Annotated in this window: 21 protein-coding genes; 15 read left to right on the top strand and 6 right to left on the bottom strand. The window is 39.7% G+C overall.

Going from position 1 to position 24,567, the window contains the following annotated elements; all coding sequences use genetic code 11:
* Window positions 1-4 precede the first annotated feature (4 nt).
* The 11 genes from A6733_RS01925 to A6733_RS01870 all read left to right on the top strand — a co-directional run bounded on the left by A6733_RS01925 (window position 5) and on the right by A6733_RS01870 (window position 12,851).
* Window positions 5-1,363 (top strand): UDP-N-acetylmuramoyl-tripeptide--D-alanyl-D-alanine ligase, encoded by a 1,359-nt coding sequence (locus A6733_RS01925; protein ID WP_242641480.1) that lies wholly within the window; start codon window positions 5-7, stop codon window positions 1,361-1,363.
* A gap of 10 nt (window positions 1,364-1,373) precedes the next feature.
* On the top strand, window positions 1,374-2,435 hold the full coding sequence (mraY, locus tag A6733_RS01920) for a phospho-N-acetylmuramoyl-pentapeptide-transferase (protein WP_092401829.1): 1,062 nt from the start codon (window positions 1,374-1,376) through the stop codon (window positions 2,433-2,435).
* A gap of 13 nt (window positions 2,436-2,448) precedes the next feature.
* Window positions 2,449-3,855 (top strand): UDP-N-acetylmuramoyl-L-alanine--D-glutamate ligase, encoded by a 1,407-nt coding sequence (murD, locus tag A6733_RS01915; protein ID WP_092401832.1) that lies wholly within the window; start codon window positions 2,449-2,451, stop codon window positions 3,853-3,855.
* A gap of 13 nt (window positions 3,856-3,868) precedes the next feature.
* Window positions 3,869-5,026, top strand: coding sequence for a putative lipid II flippase FtsW (gene ftsW, locus A6733_RS01910; protein WP_092401835.1), 1,158 nt, complete (start codon window positions 3,869-3,871; stop codon window positions 5,024-5,026).
* Window positions 5,023-6,087 carry an undecaprenyldiphospho-muramoylpentapeptide beta-N-acetylglucosaminyltransferase gene (murG, locus tag A6733_RS01905; protein WP_092401838.1) on the top strand — a complete coding sequence of 355 codons (1,065 nt, stop codon included), beginning with the start codon at window positions 5,023-5,025 and terminating at the stop codon, window positions 6,085-6,087. Before ftsW ends, murG begins: the two co-directional genes overlap by 4 nt.
* Window positions 6,088-6,461: 374 nt before the next feature.
* On the top strand, window positions 6,462-7,868 hold the full coding sequence (gene murC, locus A6733_RS01895) for a UDP-N-acetylmuramate--L-alanine ligase (RefSeq protein WP_092401844.1): 1,407 nt from the start codon (window positions 6,462-6,464) through the stop codon (window positions 7,866-7,868).
* The gene (locus A6733_RS01890; protein WP_092411222.1) at window positions 7,852-8,790 is read left to right on the top strand and encodes a D-alanine--D-alanine ligase; all 939 of its coding nucleotides are present in this window, start codon (window positions 7,852-7,854) and stop codon (window positions 8,788-8,790) included. Before murC ends, A6733_RS01890 begins: the two co-directional genes overlap by 17 nt.
* Window positions 8,780-9,529: a cell division protein FtsQ/DivIB gene (locus A6733_RS01885; RefSeq protein WP_092401571.1), complete on the top strand. Its 750-nt coding sequence runs from the start codon at window positions 8,780-8,782 to the stop codon at window positions 9,527-9,529. The genes A6733_RS01890 and A6733_RS01885 overlap by 11 nt, the downstream gene beginning before the upstream one ends.
* Complete coding sequence (gene ftsA / locus A6733_RS01880) at window positions 9,526-10,764, top strand: cell division protein FtsA (protein ID WP_092401568.1); 1,239 nt, start codon at window positions 9,526-9,528, stop codon at window positions 10,762-10,764. Before A6733_RS01885 ends, ftsA begins: the two co-directional genes overlap by 4 nt.
* Window positions 10,765-10,787: 23 nt before the next feature.
* Window positions 10,788-11,945: a cell division protein FtsZ gene (gene ftsZ / locus A6733_RS01875; protein ID WP_092401565.1), complete on the top strand. Its 1,158-nt coding sequence runs from the start codon at window positions 10,788-10,790 to the stop codon at window positions 11,943-11,945.
* 3 nt (window positions 11,946-11,948) lie between these two features.
* Complete coding sequence (locus A6733_RS01870) at window positions 11,949-12,851, top strand: methyltransferase domain-containing protein (protein ID WP_092411223.1); 903 nt, start codon at window positions 11,949-11,951, stop codon at window positions 12,849-12,851.
* A 62-nt stretch (window positions 12,852-12,913) separates the two neighbouring features.
* On the opposite strand, the gene A6733_RS01865 is transcribed toward A6733_RS01870, so the two are convergent.
* Window positions 12,914-13,462 carry a hypothetical protein gene (locus A6733_RS01865; RefSeq protein WP_092401559.1) on the bottom strand — a complete coding sequence of 183 codons (549 nt, stop codon included), beginning with the start codon at window positions 13,460-13,462 and terminating at the stop codon, window positions 12,914-12,916.
* Window positions 13,463-13,528: 66 nt separating this feature from the next.
* Window positions 13,529-14,302 carry an enoyl-CoA hydratase-related protein gene (locus A6733_RS01860; protein WP_092401556.1) on the bottom strand — a complete coding sequence of 258 codons (774 nt, stop codon included), beginning with the start codon at window positions 14,300-14,302 and terminating at the stop codon, window positions 13,529-13,531.
* Window positions 14,303-14,545: 243 nt separating this feature from the next.
* On the opposite strand from A6733_RS01860, the gene A6733_RS01855 reads away from it, so the two are divergent.
* Entirely contained in the window at window positions 14,546-16,507 is a 1,962-nt protein-coding gene (locus tag A6733_RS01855) for a monovalent cation:proton antiporter family protein (protein WP_092401553.1), read from the top strand.
* A gap of 4 nt (window positions 16,508-16,511) precedes the next feature.
* Here A6733_RS01855 and A6733_RS01850 read toward each other — a convergent pair whose 3' ends face one another.
* A complete protein-coding gene (locus A6733_RS01850; RefSeq protein WP_092411224.1) occupies window positions 16,512-18,557 on the bottom strand; it encodes a M3 family metallopeptidase in 2,046 nt (681 codons plus the stop codon).
* A 46-nt stretch (window positions 18,558-18,603) separates the two neighbouring features.
* Between A6733_RS01850 and rpe the strand changes: the two genes are divergently transcribed.
* The 3 genes from rpe to coq7 all read left to right on the top strand — a co-directional run bounded on the left by rpe (window position 18,604) and on the right by coq7 (window position 21,305).
* Entirely contained in the window at window positions 18,604-19,278 is a 675-nt protein-coding gene (rpe, locus tag A6733_RS01845) for a ribulose-phosphate 3-epimerase (protein WP_092401547.1), read from the top strand.
* A gap of 156 nt (window positions 19,279-19,434) precedes the next feature.
* Window positions 19,435-20,616 carry a porin gene (locus A6733_RS01840; RefSeq protein WP_176695540.1) on the top strand — a complete coding sequence of 394 codons (1,182 nt, stop codon included), beginning with the start codon at window positions 19,435-19,437 and terminating at the stop codon, window positions 20,614-20,616.
* A 65-nt stretch (window positions 20,617-20,681) separates the two neighbouring features.
* The gene (gene coq7, locus A6733_RS01835) at window positions 20,682-21,305 is read left to right on the top strand and encodes a 2-polyprenyl-3-methyl-6-methoxy-1,4-benzoquinone monooxygenase (RefSeq protein WP_175330479.1); all 624 of its coding nucleotides are present in this window, start codon (window positions 20,682-20,684) and stop codon (window positions 21,303-21,305) included.
* Here coq7 and recJ read toward each other — a convergent pair.
* The 3 genes from recJ to A6733_RS01820 are packed head-to-tail and all read right to left on the bottom strand — an operon-like array spanning window position 21,302 to window position 24,554.
* A complete protein-coding gene (gene recJ / locus A6733_RS01830; protein ID WP_092401537.1) occupies window positions 21,302-22,993 on the bottom strand; it encodes a single-stranded-DNA-specific exonuclease RecJ in 1,692 nt (563 codons plus the stop codon). The genes coq7 and recJ overlap by 4 nt on opposite strands.
* Before the next feature lie 21 nt (window positions 22,994-23,014).
* Complete coding sequence (locus tag A6733_RS01825) at window positions 23,015-23,932, bottom strand: hypothetical protein (RefSeq protein WP_092401533.1); 918 nt, start codon at window positions 23,930-23,932, stop codon at window positions 23,015-23,017.
* Window positions 23,922-24,554, bottom strand: a complete 633-nt coding sequence (locus tag A6733_RS01820; RefSeq protein ID WP_175330478.1) for an ABC transporter ATP-binding protein — start codon at window positions 24,552-24,554, stop codon at window positions 23,922-23,924. The genes A6733_RS01825 and A6733_RS01820 overlap by 11 nt, the downstream gene beginning before the upstream one ends.
* Window positions 24,555-24,567: the final 13 nt, after the last annotated feature.

The raw sequence follows: 24,567 nt of genomic DNA, 5'->3' as shown, positions 1-24,567 counted from the left end.
TAAGATGTCTTTGTCTAGATTAGCTTCTGTTCTACGAGGGAAGTGCTATGGGGAGGATTTGTTCTTCTGCGGTGTTGAAACTGATACACGTAAATGTGAGTATTTATCTTCAGAGGCCTTGTTTGTTGCACTCAAGGGTAATAATTTTGATGGCCATGACTTTCTTATTGGTGCTCATAAACAAGGTATACGCTCATTTCTAGTTTCTTCTCTGGATAGCTTACCATCTGGTTCCTCAGCTGTTGTTGTTCCCGATACCAATCGTGCTTTACTGCACATGGCAGCCTACTGGCGCCAGCATTTTTCTATTCCTTTAGTATGTGTTGCTGGAAGTAATGGCAAGACAACTGTACGCTCCATGATTTCTGCCATTTTCACGGAATTTTTTGGTGAGGACAACTATTTAGCTACATGTGGAAATTTTAATAATCATATTGGAATACCAAAGACGCTGTTTAATCTCAATCCTAGACACCGTGCTGCTGTTATAGAATTTGGAATGAATCATCCTGGAGAAATGCCTACCCTTTTACTAGCCGCCAGCCCAACTGTTTCAGTAGTTACTAATACTTTGCATGAACATATGGAGTTTATGAAGTCCCTGGATTCTATCGCTAGAGAGAATGGTTTGGCATATGAGATGCTTCCAGAAAATGGTACGTGCATTATTAATCACGATGATGATTTTTACCCTTTGTATGTAAGACAGGCTGGACCACGCAATCAGGTTTGGTTTGGGCGCAAACATAACAGTCATGTATCGTCTACCTTAATTTCTCGTAATAGCAGATGCCAGACAGTGGATTTTTTTTACCATAACAGATGCTATAGGGTTTATCTACACTTAGCAGGAGAGCACAATATTAGCAACGCTATGGCAGCTTTTTCTGTGGGTGTAGCCTTAGGAGTTAGTGGTGAAGTTATAGCCCGAGCCCTATCTAAGGTATACCCAGTTGCCGGGCGCCTGAACTTCTTTAGCGGTATTTATGGTAGTGAACTGATTGATGATACATATAATTCTAATCCTGATTCCACACGCGCTGCTATCGATGTATTAATGTCATCACCCAGAAGAAGAAAGTTGCTTGTTATGGGCGATATGGCTGAAATGGGACCTTTTTTACAAACCTTTTATAGAGATATTGCCTGTTATGCTCGTTCTAAAGGTGTTAGTAAATTATTTTTGTTAGGTCGCTCAGTTCATAGTATGTCTGATTATTTTGGTGACGGGGCTACATGCTGCAATACTGTAGAGGCTTTGGTATCAGTGATAAAAGATTCTATTCTTGACGATGCGGTTATTCTGGTCAAGGGGTCACGTTTTATGGGCATGGAAAGAGTTATGGCAGAACTAATTTGTTAGGGAGAAAAGTATGCTGGTTTTGCCGTCGCCATTTTGGGATAGTACCTTATTTTTTCGCGGGTTTGCCTCTTTCTTGACTAGTTTTTTGGCGGTTATTATTTGGGGAAAGCCATTTGTGAATTTTCTTAGAAAACATAAAATGACCCAAAGTATTCGTAGATCTGGACCTGCTTCTCACTATAGTAAGGATGGAACTCCTACCATGGGAGGTGTTCTTATAATTCTTTTTGTAACCTTATCTTGTTTTTTATGGTCTGATCTTAGCAATGTGTTTGTTCGTCTCTTGCTGTTTGTTTTATGGTCATTTGGACTGATAGGCTTTTGGGATGACTACAAAAAGATGAAGTTCAACCAAGGTATATCTGCTGTGCAGAAGTACTTAGCACAGTCTTTTTTAGCAGTTGCTGTAATAGGATTGATATTTTTTTTATCTAGAAAATTACCGACTAATATATTTGCTTATTTTTATATTCCATATGGCGGTTTTTTTAAATATCCCGGAAACGTTGTGGGATTTTGTGTGCTAAGTTATTTCGTTTTAGTTGGTTCTGCTAATGCTGTTAACCTTGCCGATGGGTTAGATGGTTTAGCGATTGTTCTTGTAATTTTTGCAACTTTGTTTTTTGCTATTTTGTCAGGAACAGTTAATTATTTCCACACAGTTCAGTTAGATTTTTTGTCCTTTGTTGGAGGGCTGAACGAGTTGTTGGTATTTTGTACTGCCTTGATGGGAGCAAGTTTAGGTTTTTTGTGGTTCAATGCTTATCCAGCCCGTATTTTCATGGGCGATATTGGTTCTCTATCTGTGGGAGCTACCATAGGTACCATGGCTATAATTTTTCGCCAAGAGGTTATATTTTTTATTCTTTCTATGGTTTTTGTTTGTGAGACTTTGTCTGTAATTATTCAGTTTATTTCTAGGCGATTGTTTAATAGAAAAGTATTTCTTATGGCACCATTTCACCACCACTTTGAATTAAGTGGCTTGCATGAATCTACCGTGGTAGTAAGATTTTGGATTATTGCCTCAATTTTTCTTGTTCTATCGTTATTCTTGTTTTTTAACTCTTGACGGTAGATAGTGTATGTCAAGTGAGTTTCAGAAGGAGCTTTTTTTTCAAAGTAGTTTTTTGTCTAGTTTGGTTAACCAGCGTGTGGTGATCGTTGGTTTAGGTGCTTCTGGCTTATCCATGGTCAGATTCTTATATCCATACCTTAAGTCTATTATAATTATGGATAGTCGTTCTGAGCCTCCTTGTTATCATGAATGCAGATGTAAATTTCCTGAAGTGGCGGTGCAGTGTGGTTCCATATCCATTGATATTGATAGTGTTGATCTTGTATGTCTATCGCCTGGTGTAAGCCGTAATAGCAATGAAATAAGAGCCATTATTGAAAGTGGTATTCCGGTTGTGGGGGATATAGAACTTTTTGCACAAATTAATCCTCAAAATTTTTCTAAAATTGTTGCAATTACGGGATCTAATGGAAAGTCAACTACCGTATCTTTGGTGTCCCATTTGCTCGAGTTTTTGAACTACAGCTGCGTTGCTGTAGGAAACATCGGTAAAACTGTTTTGGATTTTTATTTAGCACTGGAAAAATTATCTGACTGGCCAAACATTTTGGTGATAGAGCTGTCAAGCTTTCAGTTGGAAAATACATTTAGCCTACATAGTGATGTTAGTCTAATACTCAACATAGTGCCAGACCATATAGATTACCACGGTGATTTTTTATCATACGTAAATGCTAAGAGTAGAATTTACAATCATTCGTCAAAACTTGTTGTTAATAGTGACGATAGCAATGTAGCAAAATTAGTACCGTATGATAGGCCAACTATTAGTTACTCCATATCTGATATTACTAGCGATTTTACTGTAAGAAGCAATCGTGTTTTCTGCCACGGAAGGGAAGTTGGAGATTTGTCGTTATTTTCTCTTACTGGTTCTGTAAATTATTCCAACCTGTTGGCATCATTATCTATTGGGTATGCATTATTTTGTGATGAAATTTTCAGTTCAGTTCCTGCTTGGTCTACCTTTGTTCCATTGCCGCATAGATTTAATCATGTGTCTGTTTGTCAAGATGTTAATTTTTATAATGATTCAAAAGCAACTAACGTAGGTGCTACACTTGCGTCATTGCAGAATTTTAATGGGCGTGTCATCCTCTTGCTTGGGGGTGTTGCTAAAGGTCAAGATTTTTCTTCTCTACGCGATGCTGTTGCTTGTCGTGCCAGGATTGTTTTCGTATTTGGTCAAGATGCTTTATGTATCATAAACGCTTTATGTGGTGTGGTGCCCATTGTACGTGTTAATGGGATTAGAGAGGCAGTAGACTCAGCATGGAAGTATTCTCTTCCAGGCGATACTATTTTGTTTGCTCCAGCATGCGCCAGTTTTGACCAGTTTTCGAGCTACGAGGATAGGGGGGCGTTTTTTTGTCAATGCGTTCATGTCTTATTAGGATCTCTTCTTTCTTCCTAGATGCGGGGTAGTTGTGGCACACCAGCAGAAAAATAGAGTTTTTCCTTCAGTACCAATCGATAGAACTCTTTTACTGGTAGTTTGCTCGTTGGCATTGTGGGGTTGGATTATGGTTTACTCCGCTAGCGTTTTTGTGGCCGATGCCGATACCAACGGTGCTAACCCGAACTACTATGGAGTACGTCATCTACTATACTTGGGTACCGCTACCTTAGCAGGTTTTTTGTCTTTTCATGTTCCATCCCGGTGGTGGCAAAAATCAGCCCCGATGCTCTTTTTCTTTGGACTCATCCTTATGGTGGTTGTATTGTTCCCCCATGTAGGGTATTCCGTAAATGGTGCTAGACGCTGGATACATATTAAGTTTTTGTCATTTCAGCCTTCAGAGATAATGAAATTGTTAGCAATATTCTATGCGGCTGATTACACAGTGCGCCGCGCTGCCATGATGTACAGCTTTAAGGCAGGTTTTTTGCCAATGGTTATCGTTATGGTAGTTGTTGGTACTTTGCTCTTGAAGGAGCCTGATTTTGGTGCCTTTGTTGTTATTGTAGCTACGGCGATGGCCATTTTATTTTTAGGCGGAATAAATCCTCGAATTTTTGTAGTTTTGCTGGTTGTTCTAGCTATCTCATTTACATGCATAATCTTTTTTTCCCAGTATCGCCGTCAGCGATTGTTCAACTTTATTGATCCCTGGGCTGATGAGCTTGGCAAGGGATATCAGTTGGTACATGCACTAATTGCTTTTGGTAGGGGAGGTTTGTTTGGAACTGGGTTGGGTGGTTCTGTTGAGAAGCTATTTTATTTACCTGAAGCATATAGTGATTTTTTAGTGGCAGTAATTGCAGAGGAACTGGGTTTTACCGGGGTTTTGGTCTTGGTTTCGCTTATCGCTTTTCTTACCTATAGGGCATTGGACATCGGTTGGCAGGCTATAGCCTTAGGCCAGCCATTTTCTGGTTTGATGTCACAGGGAATAGGGGTATGGTTGGGCTTTCAAAGTGTTGTTAGTCTGGGAGTTAATATGGGACTCTTGCCCACTAAGGGACTAACTTTGCCTATGATGAGCTATGGTGGATCAGCCATACTGAGCAATGGTATTGCCCTAGGAATACTATTTCGTATTGACTGGGAGAATCGTTGTGTTATGAGGGGGATAGTGTTGTGAGTTGCATTTGCGTTATGGCTGGAGGTACTGGCGGTCATATATTCCCCGGCCTGGCATTGGCCACATCCTTTTTGCAAAAAGGAGAACAAGTATTTTGGTTAGGTAACGATTCTGGAATGGAGCACTCGATTGTATTAGAAAAGCATATTCCATTTTTGTCAGTTAATTTTCATGCTGTTCGCCGCAGTGGGTTTTTGACCTGGATAAAATCGCCATTTACTTTATTTTTTGCCCTGCTTAGAACTTTAGTTTTTTTTTGGAGAATTCGTCCAGATTTGGTTTTTGGTACGGGCGGTTATGTGTGTTTCCCAGGGTATTTAGCTGCATTGTTATTGCGCATACCCATAGCTATTCATGAACAGAATGCAGTTTCTGGGCTGACTAACAGGTTCTTTTCTCCCTTTGCGCGACTTCGTTTTTGCGCTTTCCCGGAAGTGCTATCTAAAGGTTATCATGTTGGTAACCCTGTTAGACCTGAATTTTTAGATGAGCAGCCTCCATCCGTACGATTTAGGGATCGAGAAGGACCTCTTCGTATATTAGTTTTAGGTGGATCTAAAGGTGCGGTTGTATTCAATGATGTATTGCCAGAAGCAGTTAATCTTATTTCACTCGATGAAAGGCCGGTTATATACCATCAAACTGGGCACCACAGGCGACAGATGGTTCAGGATGCATATGGTGATTATGCCACCGTAACAGTATTTGAGTTTATGAGTAATATCATAGATGTCTATAGGGATGTTGATTTTGTTATATGTAGGGCTGGTGCTATGACGGTAACAGAACTTACAATTATAGGATTGCCAGCGCTTTTTATTCCTTACCCATATGCTGTTGATGATCACCAGATGATGAATGCACAGTTTTGTGTGTCTTGTGGATCTGCATATGCAGTGCGGCAAGATCTTTTTACCGCCGAGTTTTTATTCAACTTTCTGTCATCTTTGACTAGAGACAAATGTTTGGAGATGGCAGAAAGAGCGTATTGCTTGTCAAAAACTCAAGCCACGCAAGATATTATTAGCAAGTGTTACCTAGATCTACTTCGTTCTAAGTAAACCAGGTATATTGGGGCGCTAAGTAGCATTGTTGCGGTTTTTTTTATATAGCAGCTCTTTTTATGTTACTGACCTGTTAATTTGAGGGTAGTAGGTCGTTTTTTATAGGCACATAAGACCAAAATAATAAAAAAAAATGCTAACTTTTTTCTTTTTATCAAAGATAAAGTACGTAATCTTGTGGCATTATTCTTGCAATCCACTGGGGGATATACTGATGAGATTGGAAAAATACATAGATGTTTGTTTCTACATAATTTTGTAAAAAAAGAAAAAATATCAAAATGGCTATGTTATTTAAATAATCTGCTTATTTTTTTATGTTTAGCTGAAATTTTAATGGTTCTGTACAATTTAGGTATTTGGTGGGGTGAATGAAGAGAAAAATTGATCATATTCATTTTGTTGGTATTGGCGGTTCAGGTATGAGTGGAATAGCAGAGGTTTTGATTCAGTCAGGGTACAAAGTTTCTGGTTCCGATATTATTTCTTCTGCTACTACTGAACGTCTTTCACAACTAGGCGCGGATATTTTTATAGGACACAGCGCCAGTAACATATCGAGAGCTCAAGTTATAGTTCAGTCGTCTGCTATTGGAGACGACAATGTTGAGCTTGTTGAGGGACATAGGAAATCTATTCCCGTTATTCCTCGAGCCAAAATGTTAGCTGATTTGATGCGTCTTAAAAGAGGAATTGCTGTTGGAGGATCGCATGGAAAAACAACTACTACCAGTTTGATTGCTTCAATTTTGGATCACTCCGGCAAAGATCCTACTTATGTTATTGGAGGTTGCTTATTAGGATTTGAACATGGCTCCTCTTTAGGAAGAGGGGAATATATAGTAGTAGAGGCTGATGAATCTGATAAAACTTTTCTGCTGTTTAGCCCAGTTATTAATGTGGTTACAAATATTGATCTAGACCATATGCAAACCTACGATTACGACCTCAATAATCTTAAGCAGGCTTTTCTAGAGTTCATAGAGAACATTCCATTTTATGGATTTTCCTTTTTGTGCAACGAGGATCCCAATATACGGAGTATGCTAAAACACATTACAAGACCATTTTTTAAATATGGATTTTCTGCTGATAGCGACATAAGAGCTATCGATTGTAGCGTAGATTTTTCGAGTTCATCGTTTGTAGTGGAGCAAGATGGATTTTCTCCACTTGCCATTAAAACATCTTTGATTGGTGAACACAATATTCTTAATTGCCTGGCATCGATTGGTGTTTGCCGACAGCTTGGTGTTTATGAAGACTATATTAGTGATGCGTTAGTTAATTTTTCTGGAGTTTCACGTAGATTTCAGCGTTGTGATGATGTTTGCCTATACGGATGTTCTTGTAGCCTAGTAGATGATTATGGACATCACCCTTCAGAGATTGTTGTTACCACAAATGCTGTACGCCAAGTATTCAAAAATAGAAGGATTGTTTTAATCTTTCAGCCTCATAGATTTACTCGTACAAGAGATTTATTTAATCAATTTGTAGACACCTTATCTCATTTTGATGAGCTTATTTTGTTACCTGTATATGCAGCTGGTGAAAAGAGTATAGATACCGAATGTTTATCTAAAAAGTTAGTTAAGTCCATAGCTACAAGAAATTCGCAGCTTAATCCTTACTTTGTAGAAGATATTAATGATGTTTGTGTTGTGCTTAAGGAAGTTATTAGAGACAAAGATGTAGTTATGATTATGGGAGCGGGATCTATAAGCGAATTGTTTCCTTTTATTTTATCTGGACTGAGAAATGACAAAAAATCATGATTTATTATTTCGTTCTAAACAGTTGGGATATATTGCTGTTTTAGTTGGAGGGGACTCACATGAAAAAGAAATTTCACTGATGAGCCTTGATTCTGTAACGTCTGCTATGCGCTCATTAAATATGTCGTTTGATGTGATAGATATAGGAACGGATGAAGTTTTTAATATAAAGAAAAAAGGTTTTTCTAGATCCTTGATTTTAGCTCATGGAAAAAATGGTGAGGATGGTCGCATACAAGGATTGCTAGATTTAATGGGGATTCCGTACTCTGGATCGGGTGCTCTAGCTGCTACTCAAGGATTTAATAAGTGGATTAGCAAATTGGTTTGGAAAAGCTGTGGCTTGCTTGTTCCTAAAGGTAGAGTAGTTTCAACCTATGAGGAGTGCAAAGATTTTTTCCACGATATGTGCACCAGACTTGTTCTAAAGCCTATGCGAGGTGGTTCTACCAAGGGGGTGTTTATTATTGATGATGAATCAGATTTGAGAAATGCATATGAAAATTCTAAGCGATTTGATTCCTTACTAGTATTAGAGGAGTTTATTACTGGGGATGAGATTACCTGTGGTATTTATGACGGTGATGCATTACCAGTGATACGTATTGAATATCCAGGAATAGTTTACGATTTCCATGAAAAGTATTTCGGTACAGGTACTAAGTACCATTGTCCTTCCGGGCTTGCTGATTGTATAGACAAGGAATGTAAGTCTATTACAATTACCGCAGCGAGAGCATTAGGTTGCCACTTTTGGGGTCGCGTAGATGCTATCGTTAATAAAGGAAAGGTTTACGTTTTGGAGATGAATATTGTGCCAGGATTGACCAAGCATTCTTTGTATCCCATGTTATTGCGTGCTGCAAATATTTCATTTGAGGAGTTTTTAGTTACTCTGTTGGAGAATTGTCGTGTGGGATAGGCCTTCTTGGCTAAATCAAATTTCTGCCATATTGATTATTTTGAGCTTGCTTACATATTTGACCGCAGCATGGTCATGGGTAAAGCATCAGCCATCTTTTTCTATTAGTCAGGTATTTATTCAAGGATATTGGCACCATATTGATTTGCAGCAACTTAAAGAGATAGCAGCCAATTCAGTTTACGGCAATTTTTTTGCTGTAAATTTGGATCATTTGCGATGTTCATTTGAATTAATACCATGGGTTTCACATGTTACCGTTAAACGTATGTGGCCATGGAAGATTTTTATAGTTCTTTCCGAATATATACCCGATGCTAGATGGGGAAAAGATTACTTGCTAAGCAGAGATGGTGTTTTGTTTTCTGGTACTGTTGAGGGTGATTTGCCAGTTCTTGTAGGACCTGAAGGTACTCATCAAGAAATGCTTAAAGCATATAACCAGTTAGAAGAAATTCTAGAGCCTGTAGATTTATATATAAGCAAGATTTATTTATCTCCCACATATTCTTGGGATGTTTTCCTTAAGAATGGTACTGTTTTACATGTTGGGTCAGATTTTAAACAGGATCCAGCGATTGTTAGGGTGAAGCGTTTTGTTGAGAGCTATAAAGTTATTAAGGTTGACAAAAACAAAATTAAGTCCGTTGATCTGCGCTACCCAAATGGGTTTGCTGTGCATTTTAATAAGGGGTCTGAAAGAACAGGGAGAATATTGTTAAAAAGGGGCTACGGATGAGTCGTAATCGTGAAGGGAACAATATTGTTGTTGGCCTTGACATAGGTACGTCTAAGGTAGCATGTGCCATAGCTGAGATATCATCCGTTGATTCTTCCCCTAGCATTATTGGATTCAGTCAGCGTCCTTCTAGAGGTTTGAAAAAAGGAGTCGTTGTAAATATAGAATCAACAGTTCATACCATCCAGCAAGTAATTAAGGATGCTAAGAACATGGCTAACGTCCAAGTATCTTTTTTATGTGCCGGAATTACTGGTAGCCATATTCGTGGCATGAACTCCCACGGAATGGTTGCTATTAAAGATCGGGAAGTTAAACTAGGTGATATTGAAAGAGTTATTGAGACTGCTAGGGCCGTTCTCATACCTGCTGATCAGGATGTTTTACATATTCTCACCCAGGAGTTTACAGTTGATGGTCAAAGTGGCGTAAAAGATCCTCTTGGCATGAGTGGTGTGCGTCTTGAAGTTAATGTTCACATTATTTCCGGTGCTATTTCAGCTGCCCAGAATATTATAAAATGTGTTCGTCGTTGCAACTTGGATATAGAAGATCTGGTTGTTCAACCACTGGCATCAAGCCAATCAATATTAACTCCTGATGAGAAGGATCTTGGAGTTTGTGTAATAGATATTGGTGATGGTACAACCGATCTGATGGTCTTTGTTGGCGGTGCTGTGAAGTATACTTCAGTTATTCCTATTGCTGGTAGCCAGGTCACTAGTGATATCGCTATAGCCTTGCATACGCCGATGAAAGATGCTGAATTAATAAAGTGTCAATATGGATGTGCTGTACGTGAGTTGGTTTCGGATGAAGAACAAATTTCTGTGCCTGGTATTGGAGATAGGGCTGATAAGTGTTTTTCTGCAGCTGTTCTTGCAGATGTAATACAGCCTCGACTAGAAGAGTTATTCGAGCTTATTCGAGATGAATTGGTATATCATGGATTTGACGATGTTTTGTCGTCTGGTATTGTGATTACAGGTGGGACAGCTGAAATGTCAGGTATTGAAGTTTTGGCAGAAAGAATTTTTAGGGTTCCTGTCAGGACTGGACGTCCAAGGTATAGCGGGCCATTATCTGAGAATATATGTACTCCTTCATTGTCTACTCTTTACGGGTTATTGATGGAAGCACGTGATCAAAGTTATGGAGAACAAAACTTACCAAAGAAGGCGTCTATTTTTGATTTTTTTTCAGGCATACATAGTTGGTTTAAGGAAAATTTTTAGGGATATTTGTCCCGGAGGAAGAAATGGTTTACTTGGAAGAGAAAAGGGATAATACCATTATTCGTGTGATTGGTGTTGGTGGCGCGGGTGGTAATGCGGTAAGCCATATGATTCAGCAAGGGATACAAGGCGTAGATTTTATTTGTGCTAATACTGATGCTCAAGTTTTGTCTCGTACAGGGGCTCGTATTTTGATCCAATTGGGTGAAACAGGATTAGGTGCAGGTGCCAATCCTACCGTGGGAAGAGATGCTGCCTTAAGTGATCGGGAGAGGATAGCCGATGCCATTCGCGGGGCGAATATGGTTTTTGTTACGGCTGGCATGGGTGGTGGGACTGGTACGGGTGCTGCTCCTGTAATTGCTGAAGTTGCTAAGGAAATGGGAATACTTACTGTTGGGGTTGTAACCAAGCCATTTGATTTTGAGGGTATAAAGCGCATGCGTGTAGCTTCCGAAGGTATCGATGAGCTATCTTCGTGTGTTGACTCTATGATTGTTGTTTTGAATGAGCGACTTCAGGAGGTGTTGGGCGAAGATATCACGCAGAAGGAGGCGTTTAGGGCAGCTGACTCTATATTGTGTAACGCTGTTGCAGGTATTGCTGAGATTATTAATTCTCCAGGAATGATCAATGTAGATTTTCAGGATGTTTGTACTGTAATGAGCGAAAACGGGCGCGCTATGATGGGCTCGTCAATTGCTTCTGGACCAGATAGAGCTAGGGTGGCAGCGGATAAGGCCATCGCTTGCCCTCTATTAGAGGGTATCAATCTGTCTGGTGCTCGTGGATTGCTTGTGAATATTACCGCTTCTGAGTTGTCACTGAAGCTGAGAGAGCCGAAAGAAGTTATGAATATTATACGCTCCTATGCGGCTGATGATGCGACAATCATATATGGTGCAGTTTATGATAACGATATAGGGGAGAATCTGCGTGTGACAGTGGTTGCTACCGGATTATCAGAAGTTCCTGTTGTCGTTGAGAACAGTCATTTTGAGAGGAAACAGTCCCTACCACTTTCATCTACCGGCCAAATTGATTATGACACCTTTGATACCCCAGCCGTGATTCGTAGACGATCCAGGACAACAATGTCAGGATCTTTGCATGATAAGTCTGGTCGTGGTGGTGTGGAGGTGCTAGATATTCCCTCTTTCTTAAGAAGGTCTGTTGATTGAGAAATGAGTTATTCCACAAAGGTAGTTCAGCGTTGTTTTAGGCGCGTGGGCAAAGTGGAATATGATGAGTTTGATCTACATCGCATAGTAGCGCAATCTTTATGTGATCGTCTTAGTGGAATCAAAAAGCCATCCAATCCCGTGGTGCTAGATTTGGCTTCCGGTCCAGGGACCATTGTCTTCCCAGTGTTTTCTTCTGCTTTTGGTCCCGATAGTTACTGGATATTTGTGGATTTGGTTGAGGAATTCTTGCAATATGCCCATAAAAAATACTCTGCTTCGATTTTTACTTCTTGGTTTAGGAGACAAAAAGTATGCTTCTTGGTTGCTGATGTTAGGGAGCTGCCATTAGCCTCTTCATCTGTAGACGTTATGATTGCCAATCTAATTTTACCTTGCATCGCTGACAGACGAGCAGCTTTTCGTGAATGGCGTAGGGTACTTAAGCCAGGTGGATTATTTTTGTTTTCTTGCTTGGGGCCTAGTACTTTCCTGGAGATAAGGTGGGCTTTTTCTTTTGTAGATTCATATTCGCACACTGAGTACTTTCCAGATATGCATGATGTTGCAGATGAGTTGATTCAGGAAGGTTTCCAAGACGTAGTAGTTGATGTTGATATAAAGCAGACAGCATATAGTAGCTTCAATTCCCTATGCCATGATCTAAAAAAAGCGGGGGTTTTTTATGTGAGACTTGATGACAAAAGACATGGTTTGATTTCAAAGAAAGAGTGGGAAACTGTGGTTAGTAAATACGAATCACTGCGCCACGGTAAAGGGCTGCCACTTACGTGGGAATTAATATTTGGACACGCCTGGGGGGCGATTACACCACCTCAACACCATGGGGAAGAAAGGAACGTCATTAAATTTTTCAGTAAAAAGACCAATCTCAGTAGGGATTAATCTAGCCTCAGTGGGAATATCTAGCAGCCGAGTCGTAAATTGCGCCTCGGCTGACTCGACTCTTATTTCTTGTTGGCCCTGCCAGCATTGACAGTAGCAGGAACGTTTGCTGGGACCTGAGCTGCCATTACTGATCTAAACGCACTAATCCCGTTTCGTGAGGCCTGCAAGATCCAGTTAGACATTTCTACCCACGATGATAGGGCGTGTTTTGCAGAAGCACGACAAACATCACCACTGGGGGGAACCATTTGCTGTGACTGCTCATCAAGTGCGCTGTTGGTGACTTTTCCTACTTCAAGCACATTCTTTTCAGCCGCAAGAGTTGCGCTCTCAGCTATGCTCAAAGCCGTATCAATACCTTCCTGCGCCACAGCGACCATATTTTGCACAACGGGATACGCTGCCTGTGTTTGCTGGGACATGGTAGAACAGCATCCCTCTGAATTTATAGCTGAACCCATCTCAGATACTATATTTGACACTAGATTGTTACTACTAGAGACTGCATTCTTTATACGATCGCCAGATTGTTTTAAAAATTCGGAATTGTTTTGAACTATTTTTTTGCATGACTCCTGATATTCAGACCAAACGTTTTTTGTAGCCATAGCCCCAGTCCTTTAAAAAGCAATGATGTATCTTGCAATGCAATAATCACGGTTGTCAATAATTCTTCACTCGTTGTGGAAATTAGGAATTCTTTTTTCCAGGAACGCGGTCATCCCTTCTTCCTGGTCTTTGGTAGAGAAACAAGAATAAAAGAGCTGCCTTTCTAAATGAGTACCAGAAGACAAAGAAGTTTCATATGCATTTATGACAGATGACTTAACTTTCATTAATGTTGTCAATGACAGCGATCCTAGTTTAGTGGCAATTTTGATGGCTTCTGGAATTAGTTCTTCATTAGAGACAACCCTACTTACTAAGCCCGACCTTTCCGCTTCCTCTGCCGTTAAGATACGAGCGCTTAGACACATGTCCATTGTTTTTGCCTTCCCTATGCTCCTTGCTAAGCGCTGAGATCCCCCAGCCCCGGGTATGATTCCTAGATTAATCTCTGGTTGACCGAATCTGGCGTTTTCAGAAGCAAGTATAATGTCGCACATAAGAGCAAGTTCACAACCGGCTCCAAGAGCATATCCTGAAATAGCTGCAATAAGAGGTTTTCTGAATTTGGCAATAGGGTCAAAATTGCTAACAAAGTTAGATAAAAAAGCTTGGGTATGGGATAATGGTTTCATCATGGATATATCAGCTCCACTAGCGAAGAAACCATCGTGACCAGATATGATGGCACAGTGGAGATTATTGTCATTTTCTATTTCCAAAAGGTGGGATGATAGTTCTTGTAAAAGGCTATTATCTATAGCGTTACGCACTTTTGGACGGTTTAATTGTAGTATCGTGAAGCGTTCGTGCTTTTCAGTAATTATCAGGTCTTTTTCCACAACTATTCCTTCCTGGATTCGATCAAATGCTTTGTATGCTTGTTCAGAGCCTAAATTTTACTACAAATTTTATTTGTTTAGGGTTGGCTAGTGTTTGCAAGATGTTTTTATTTTAGTTCCATTTTTTTTCGTATAATCTTAAAGGAAGATGTTGTTTTACACTAATTTTTTAGGCATATTTAGTGTAAAATAGGCTATTGTTTTACACTTATAAAGGTATTTACATCTGAACTGGGTGACGTGATGGTTGGTTTGGGTTTTTTTGTTTCCATAGTAGGTGGGTTGGTCGTGTCAGTAACTATGGCACGACGTTTCAACTTGCCCGCTATGATCGGATATCTATTAGTTGGAATTGTGTTGTCCGGTATTTTAAAGATAAGTCTTTCAGATGCGAGTGTACTCAAGGAATTAGCCGAGTTTGGTATAGCTTTGCTGTTGTTTACTATGGGACTAGAGTTTAGTCTCGAAAAGCTCCGCGCCATTCAACGTTTAGTTTTTCAGGTAGGTCTGACTCAGGTTTTTATAGTTGCCATTGCTACTTTCTGTTTGTCTTTTTGGGTATTTTTATTATCTTGGCAATCGTCACTATTGATGAGCTTCATGTTTTCTATGTCTTCAACAGCTATCGTTGGAAAGATGCTTGTTGAAAGAGGTATTGTTCATTCAGCTCATGGATACGAAGTATTGGGAATTGCTTTATTTCAAGACATAGCTATCGTGCCTATGTTGATTATATTATCCGCCTTGGGTGAACCAGGTACGGCCCTTCCAATTGTTACTGTTGTTTCTGCCTTGACCAAATCTGTACTGGTTTTGTCCATAGTACTAAGGTGGGGTAGGCCAGTTATGCATAAGTGGTTCGATATTGTTTCACGCGGTCAATCTCATGAGTTATTTCTGCTTAACATATTTTTTGTAAGCATGGGACTGTCTTTTGTTATGAGTCTCATGAGTTTACCAATGGAGTTGGGGGCTTTTTTGGCAGGAATGTTGCTATCCGATACTGAATATCAAGAACAAGTGGAAGAGGATATTAGACCATTTCGTGACATATTGTTGGGAATATTTTTTGTCACACTTGGAATGTATCTCGACCTATCTATTTTGCTAAAATATTTTCCTATAATTATAGGAATAGTTGTTGTACTAATGGTGTCTAAGGCCGTTCTTACTGCTTTAGTAAGTTATATCTTTAGTCGCGACTTATTTACAGCTAGCAAGACAGGATTATGGTTGTGTTCTGCTGGAGAATTTAGCTTTGTTATGTTAGCAATTGGACAAAGTGTGAGCTTGGTAAGTCAAGATTTGGAAAAGATATTAGTTGTCTCAATGGTCTTGTCAATGATTTTGGTTACTATACTTATTCAATATAGCTATCGCTTTATTAATAATTCGCACCTTAGGGTAGCTATAAATATTCACGAAACTTATCTCGCCGGAATTATAGAAAAGTCTATATCTCAGAACAAACACGTTATAGTGCTGGGCTTTGGTAGGCATGGACAATTTATATGCCGTGTATTTGAAGAAGAATCAGTTCCCTATACAGTCATTGATATAAATGAAAATGTGGTACGCGCTGCTAGTACCTTTAGTGGATTAGTAATTCATGGTGAACCAACCTTGGAGTTTATCCAGTCTGCTGGGTTAGATAGGGCAAGTGCCCTAGTCACTGCATTTCCTAGTTGTGCTGAAGCGTGTCGTATTGTCAGTGAGGTTAGAAAAGTTAATCAAGATATTCCTATCATATCTCGTGTTTCATTATCATCAGACATCCCACGTTTTTTGGAAGCTGGTGCTAATGAGGTTGTGCCAGATGTTTTAGAGACAGGATTGGTTTTGTTGACCCATGTTATGACTCTTAGCGGGTTGCCAATGTTTAGGGTTAGAAAGATGGTTAATCGTGTGAGAGCCAAGAATTACGCTTCTATTTACCCGTTTTTGGGCTATTCCGATGGAGAAGAGGGACCTCTTTCGTGGTGGCAATGCTCACTTCCAGAGGGCTCTGACTCTATTGGCATGTCCCTAGATGAGCTTGGTTTTTTCGAAGATAATATCTCCGTTAGAAGCATTAAGAGAGGAGCCGAAAGGATAATGTCCCCCGATAAGGAGTTTAAGCTTCAATCCAATGACGTTCTAATTGTGTTCGGTCCTGAAAAGAACCGTACCAAGTTTGTTGATAAAGGGTTTTTGGTTGATGCCTAAAATTTTATAATATGCCGTTATGCCTTAGTAGAGCGTTGATTTGTGGATCTCGTCCCCTAAATTTGCGAAAAGAGTCCTTCATTGGACGGGACGCCCCTGCGGATATGATTTCTCTGCGAAAAAGATTTCCTACCTCTTTATTTACTATAACCCCGCTTTCTTCAAAAGCTTCAAAAGCATCAGCCGACAGAACCTCTGCCCATTTGTAGCTGTAGTATCCTGCAGCGTACGCTGGTGATGCAAATATATGGCCGAACATCATAGGGAAACGATTCCACCGAGGTGGAATTATCACAGCTACCTCTTCTTGTACCTTCCATAACTCCTCCATCACATCCATTTTAGGTGACCAATTTTCATGGATGCGAAAATCAAATATAGAAAATTCAAGTTGCCTCAGCCATGCTAGGCCAACATGAAAGTTTTTCGCTGCAATCATTTTTTGATACACGTCATTTGGTAATTGCGTATTATTAACTTCATGAGCGCTTAAACTCACCAAAATTGATTCATCCCAAGCAAAGTTTTCCATAAACTGTGAAGGTATCTCTACAGCGTCCCACTCTACACCATTAAATCCCGATATACTGTGCACATCAACTTCGGTCAGTAGTTGATGTAGTGCATGTCCAAATTCATGAAACAGTGTTATAATTTCATTGTGTGATAGGTAAGAATCTAGTGTAGAGGTTTTTCCAGGGAAATTGCAGACTACATATGTGACAGGAGTTTCAAGTTCCTTTTCAATACGTCTGTGCCGTGTGCGGCAGCCATCAACCCATGCTCCTGATCTTTTGTTTTCACGTGCAAATGGATCAAGATAGAAATGCCCTATTACACTTAGAGAGCCTTTGTCTTTTATCTGATACACCTTAACATCAGTGTGATACACTGGAACTTCTATTTTCTCTATGACAATGTCATATAATGTTTCTACCAGGAGGAACAGTCCCTCCAGAACTTTTTCCCATGGGAAGTATTGTCTTACTTTCTCATTGTCAAGTTGGAATTTAGAGATCTTGAGTTGCTCTGATGCGTAACTTAGGTCCCATTGTTCCATCTTGTCTATTCCGAGGCTGTTTTTTGCAAACTCCCTAAGCTCGTTTGCATCCCTTACTCCAGCCTCTTTTGTACGGGCAACCATCTGCTCTAGGAAAGTGTTTACTTCACCTGTAGTATCAGCCATTTTTAGTGACAAAGAGTACTCAGCAAAATTGGCAAACTCTAGTAAATGTGCTTTTTCTAAGCGAAGATCCATTATTTCCTTTATGTTTTTACTATTATCCCACTCATTTGAGCCACCTGCATATGATGAGAACAGATCCGATGCTTGAGTAACATATGCTTTATACATGGTTTCTCTAAGGTTTCTATTTTTTGCGTGTCGCATAACTGGCATAAAACATGGTTCTTGAAGAGTTAAGATCCATCCCGATTTACCTTGTTTTTTTGCCAATTCTGCTGCTTGTTTCACAACCCTTTCAGGGATTTCCTCCAGCTCTTCCTTGTTTTGAATGTGTAATTTAAAAAAGTTAGTACTATCCAGACTGTTTTCAGCAAATTTATTCATCAGTAGCGCTAACTTGTCTTCTATGTCAGAAAGTTTTTTCTGTTTTTCTTTGGGAAGATTTACTCCCGACAATTCAAAATTTTTGATCGACAGCTCAATTATCCTACGCTTAGCTTGCCCTAATTTGCCAAAATCAGGTGATTGACTTAGAGCAATATACTTTTTGTAGAGATCGTGATTTTGTTGTAGCCGGGTAAAAAAACTGACTATCAGAGGATTGGATTCATTAAATGCATTTCGCCACTCCTCCGTGCTCATAACAGCGTTAAGATGTGCTACCGGTGACCAAAACGACTCTATATTTTGCAAAATGTCTTCAACGGATATCGCAAACCCTTCCCAAGACGAGGGTGTGCTATCATCTGCTAGAGAGTCAATAGCTTGTTGGCTTTCTTTCAGCAGTTCTTCCGTCTTGGTGCGAACATCTCGAGGAGATATCCTACTGAATCTTTGCCAATGGCGAGATAAATTATTATTCATTGGTGTATTCCTCTTTAATTGAGCATTCTATGTCATGGAGTATTTTATGCCAACTGTTCGTATTGCTCCCAGTATTTTGTCATCTGACTTTTCTTGTTTGAGAAAGGAGATAACGGAGATTGAGGATGCAGGTGCAGATTGGATTCACTTTGATGTTATGGATGGAAACTATGTACCTAATTTGACAGTTGGTCCGTGTGTTTGTAGTGCAATACGACCACATACCTCTCTTCCCATAGATGTCCATCTTATGGTTCGTCGTGCTGACGATCTTGTATCGATGTTTGCCCAAAGTGGTGCTAATATTATTACTGTTCATGTGGAAGTAGTAGATCATCTTGACAGGCTACTATCCTTTATTCGCGAACAAGGTTGTTTAGTTGGAGTTGCTTTAAATCCTACAACTCCATGTAGTGTCCTAGATTATGTACTTGATAAAATTGACTTGGTATTGCTAATGTTAGTTAATCCAGGTTTTTCTGGTCAGAAGATGATTAGCAGCGTAATCCCAAAAATTAGTGAGGTAAAATCTATTCTTGATTTATACTATGACAGGACTAAACGTCGTATAAACCTTGAAGTTGACGGCGGCGTTACTGTTGACAACATATATGAGCTATCTTGCCATGGTGCAGACGTTTTTGTCATAGGTTCTGCTTTTTTTGGGCAAAATTGCTCTTACGCAGAAATCATAAATAAAATTCGTAAGTCTGTTCCCTGATCTTAAAAAAATAATTTTTAAAGGGCTGTTTTGGTTGTTAAAAAGCAACATCAAGATTTTCTGTAGTTGCTTGTTATAATTTGTTTTGGGAGAATGGCAGGCCCTTGATTCAGACAGGGTATGTTTGTTTGCACCGATTTTTATAGGGGAGCTTTAATGCGGAAGAAGGTACTAGTTGCGGTTGTTGTAGCGTTGTTTGCGGCTCCTGTTTTTGCCGAGCTTACCATATATGGTACTGCAGATTTTGGATTCGAGTATATTGACTTAGGTTTAGATCCTTCCGGTGCCCGTGTTCGCGTTGGGCGGTTTACTTCTGGTGTGTTAGATCCATCAGTTTTAGGTATAAAGGGTGAGAAGGATATTGATCCTGATTCGAAAATAGGTTTCCAGTTTGAGACAGGCTTTACTTTTGAGAGGGGCTTGTTCTTGGATTCTGGTAGTAATATTGATCAGTTGCGTATTATTCCTGGAGCTACATTTGGTACCCTGTGGAATCGTATGGCTCGTATCTACTTAAAAACTAAATTTGGTGAAGTGTCTTTGGGTAGACAGTACTCCCCCATCTCCTACGTGAAGTGTAATCTCGATCCCACGTGCGGTGGGCTGGGTTTTTCTCCGGATACTTATTCGGAAGGTACAGATCGTCTAGATAATTCAGTTAAGCTTACTACCAATAGTATTAGGGGGTTGGTTGCTCAGGTGTCTTATTCTACCGGTGATCAAAATATGACCAATGATGATATTACTGTACCCGAGGTTCCAGTTAATGGTAGTGTTGCCTATGGTGGTAGCGTTCAGTACACCAGTGGTCCTGTATACTTTGGCGCTGCTTATAGCAGTGTTAATGATTCATATACTGATTATCCCAGGCCTGGTGTACCTCCGGCCTTTAAGAGGCCTTCCAATCTTGTTAGCTATATTTTAGGTTTTTCCTACTCTTTTCCTAAAGTTAAGCCATTTGTCAGTTTTAGGAGGCAAACTAGATATACTTACCCTACTGGGAGTTTTTACGTTCCGGTAAGTAAGAATAATGTCTTAAGTATTGGTGCTTCCATGTCTTCTGGTCGTGGAACATTTGTTACTAATTTTTCTATTTTAACTAATAAATTAGGTTCACAGTCGTCATCTCCTGCTCCAGATAAAAGTAATTCTAGGTTGTTTGGCCTTGCTTATTTGTACGAGCTTAGAAAAGATGTGGTTTTGTACGTTTCAGCATCTAAGATTATGAATGGTAAGCTAGCACATTACTCTATAGGTAATGCCTCTTTGCCCGCACCGATAGTGCCATTGGGTAATAATCCTGAAGAGTTTGTGGTTGGCGTACGCTATAATTTCTAGCTTCTAGTTTGAATACTCAGAGAATGAAAAAGGGGGGTACCCCCTTTTCATGTTGGAGCCTTTTTGTGGAACGTCTCATCGTAGCCTTTGATTCTTTTTTGAGGACAGTTACTGGTACAACTAATTCTACTCGCCAGCCGTATTCACGTTCCTATAGTGATAGTGATGAAATTTCTTCTGAGCAGCGACGTAAGAGTATTAATTTGCTGCGTATTAATCATGTTGGAGAGGTGTGCGCGCAGGGCTTATACCAAGGCCAGATTTTATCATCATGCACACATGGACAGCTGCGGGATTACCTTTTGAGTGCTTCCCTAGAGGAGTTTGATCACTTATCTTGGTGTTTGAGTAGACTGTATGAATTGGGTGGCCGTCCAAGTATGTTATTGCCGCTATGGTTTACATCTTCCTTTTTTATAGGATTATTTGCTGGCTGTTGTGGCGATAGTTGGAGTTTGGGGTTTCTTGAGGAAACAGAAAAGCAGGTTGCAAGACACCTGAGCGAACATTTAGAAGCTCTTAGTGATCAGGATCCTAGAAGTGCAGAGATTTTTTCTGTTATGAAAAAAGAAGAGGAGCAACATCAAGAGCATGCAAGGCTTAATGGAGCACGAGAACTCCCGACCCCAATAAAAAAGATTATGTGGTGTATGTCGCGTGTAATGGTTTTCATCAGCCCGTTAATCTAATCATTTTCCCATGCGCTTATTACCAATGCCGGCCCTATTTGTCCGAACCGGCTAGACTTTAGCTGATAAATTGCTCTGCCTGGCACTTCTGGTACATTGTTGCGATTCCATTGGAATGCCGGAAATGAATATGATCCGTGCTTTAATCTGAATGACAAATGTTTATTTTGCACAACTTTAATGTTTTGTATTTCGAATTTATTGCAAAAAAGGGGTTCACTGAAATCTTTTCCCCATACAGTGTTTTCAATATCCTCTATTAACTTCATGTTTATATCACACGGATCTAAAGAACCATCCGTTAGTACCTCTTCATGTGAGACCTTGTTTTCCATCTCTTTATTAACAGCATGTTCGAAAGCAACAGTAAAGTTGTTAAGATCCAATTCGTTTATGGTTAACCCAGCAGCTGACGCATGTCCACCATATTGTAGCAACATGCCAGGATTTTCCTTATCTACAATGTCAAAAACGGATTTAATATGTATTTGTGATATAGATCTTCCCGAACCACGCAATATACTATTGCCACAATTAGAGAAAGCTATAGTTGGTAACTGTGTTGCATCCTTAATCCTATTTGCTATCAGTCCAACTAATCCAGGGTGCCATTCACGGTCATACAAAACCACTGTGCTTTTTTCTGACGATAGCTCGGACAGTTTTGACATTGCCTGATCTCTCATAGAAGCTTCTATGATTTTTCTCTTGTTATTCATGCTATTTAGTGATTTTGCTAGCTCATAGGCACTTGCTGAAGATGTTGCTATCAAACAATCTATTCCTACTCTCATATCTGAAATGCGACCAGCGGCATTTATGCGAGGCGCTATCAGAAAGCTTATATCATTAGTAGTGGCTTTTCTATGGTCCTTACGCGCTACCTGAAAAAGTGCTATTACGCCTGGATGTGCTACTCCTCGTCTAATACGTTGCATTCCTTCCTTAACTAGGATACGGTTGTTTCTGTCCAGAGGTACCATGTCGGCAATAGTGCCAATAGCAACTAAATCTAAAAGGTTAGCAAAGTTAGGTTGAGATTCAACTGATAGTAAATTATGATCTCGCATACATTGACGAATGGCTAGCATGAAATAGAATATCACACCCACACCAGATAAGTACTTGCTGGGAAAAGGGCATCCAGGTTGATTGGGATTTATGATGGCATCAGCCTCAGGCAGTTTGGCGCCCGCTAAGTGATGATCGGTTATGATAACTCCTATTCCAAGATCCTTAGCATATCTGACCCCATCAACACTTGATATTCCATTATCTACTGTAATTATCCATTTAGGCTCGTATTCTTTAGTTAAAGCACCAATTGACTCTGGGCTTAGGCCGTATCCCATTGTTGTGCGATCCGGTATAAAATACTCAACATCAGCACCTAGCTTAGATAGAGCCTCGTGCCCTAGTGCACATCCTGTTGCACCATCACAATCATAATCAGACAATATGACTATTTTTTCCTTGCGAATAATGGCACCAGTTACCATTTCAGCAGCAAGAGAAATGTTTTTCATTGAAAAGTGCGGAATTAAATTACTAAAAGACTCATACACGTCCTCATTGGATTCAATTCCTCGCGCTGCAAAAATACGAGCTAAGATTGGACTAATTCCAGAATCGACAAGATTCCTGACAACATCATTGTCAAAGGGCCTTTCTCTAATTATAAGACTCATGATTTTGTGGGTCCAATTTCCCTATTCTTTAAGATATTGAGAGATTTCATTCTGGTTATTTTTCCAGAACTTGTATCTATCAATGTTTCGAAGGAGTAGGCCTATACTACTACTTTTATCAGCACTATCCAAATAAAGATCAATGCGATTTATGTTTATTTTTCCAAGGTAAGAAACAACTTTATGTAATTCTTTATTCCATGGCAGATAGTTAAATTGATCATCAATCAGGAAGGGACCACGCATACCGCTTTCAATTGATGGATATGAATTTTTCAACTGATGCGGGCATTTATTTTGCCTATTACACAGGTCTTGTAACCATTTATCATTAGTCCAAATATGTTCAAACGGATTAATGGGCAGTGTCCACGATTTCGTGGTAGAACCATATGATATTAGCCTTATTCCATTTATTGTAGGCCTGTTACTAGCCACCAATCTAGCATTAATACATGATCCATGTAAGATCATTTCCCATTCTGTCAATTGCTTTTTCCATGATACAGATGTTTCAACATTGTTGTCATAGATATCCGGTAGCTCATCTACAAGACAAAACCAACGGTTGGTATTAGTTGCTATCCATTTGTATCCTCCACTGCTGCCTTCAGACAATTGTTGCAAAAATGTATCCGTCTCATCTGTAGATACGTCGATGCTCTCCCCACGGATGAAGGATACTTTGTTCCAGCCAACTTGAATATGAACCGGTTCGAACAGTAACCACCATCTGCTTTCATCAGATTGTATGCCATCATGGGACAGATAAAAAAATCCCATATCTTGCTTAGAAATATTTAACATTTGATTTAGTAGATCGTCTACATGTTGTTGATATTTTTTAAAATTAGCCCTGTAAAATAATTTGGGTATGTCATTTATGCTAAATGATGGAAGAAAATTCCTGATAATAATGACCAACTGATTAGGAACCACTGACTAGACTTCCATTTTCTAGAGTATATAGCGTACTCATATTCTGAGCTAAAATCAGATCGTGACTTACTAAAACTAAAGCAATATCGTGATCAGTACTTAGTTTTTGTAGCAGGTACAAGATATCCCGTGCCGTTTTATCATCCAGACTGCCTGTGGGCTCATCTGCAAGTATACAACTTGGTAATCCACACAGTGCTCTAGCCACAGCGGCACGTTGCCTTTCTCCACCAGATAGTTGTTGAGGCGTATGGTAGCATCTGTCTTTTAGTCCAACTTTGTTAAGCCATGATTCAGCTTGTTCCTTGGCACTAGAGGCTTTTTCTCCTCTTATCATTAAAGGCATGGCAACATTTTCTAGAGCGTTAAATTCATTAAGCAAATTATGAAATTGATAAATGAAGCCTATATGGTGATTTCTGCACATAATGCGTTTCCTACGAGACATACACCATATATCTTCATCTCCCCAACTAACAGTTCCAGACGAAGGACGCAGTAAACCACCCATTAACTGTAGTAGGGTGCTTTTTCCTGATCCAGATGCTCCAAGTACTGCTATTTGTTCTCCTTTATCTATACTGAGGCTTATGTTACTAAACACTACAACCTCGGAAAGCATAATGGGATAGCTC

The sequence above is a fragment of the Candidatus Ichthyocystis sparus genome (assembly GCF_900078745.1).
GTDB classification, from domain to species: domain Bacteria; phylum Pseudomonadota; class Gammaproteobacteria; order Burkholderiales; family 2013Ark19i; genus Ichthyocystis; species Ichthyocystis sparus.
This window is presented reverse-complemented; position numbering and strand designations above follow the sequence as displayed.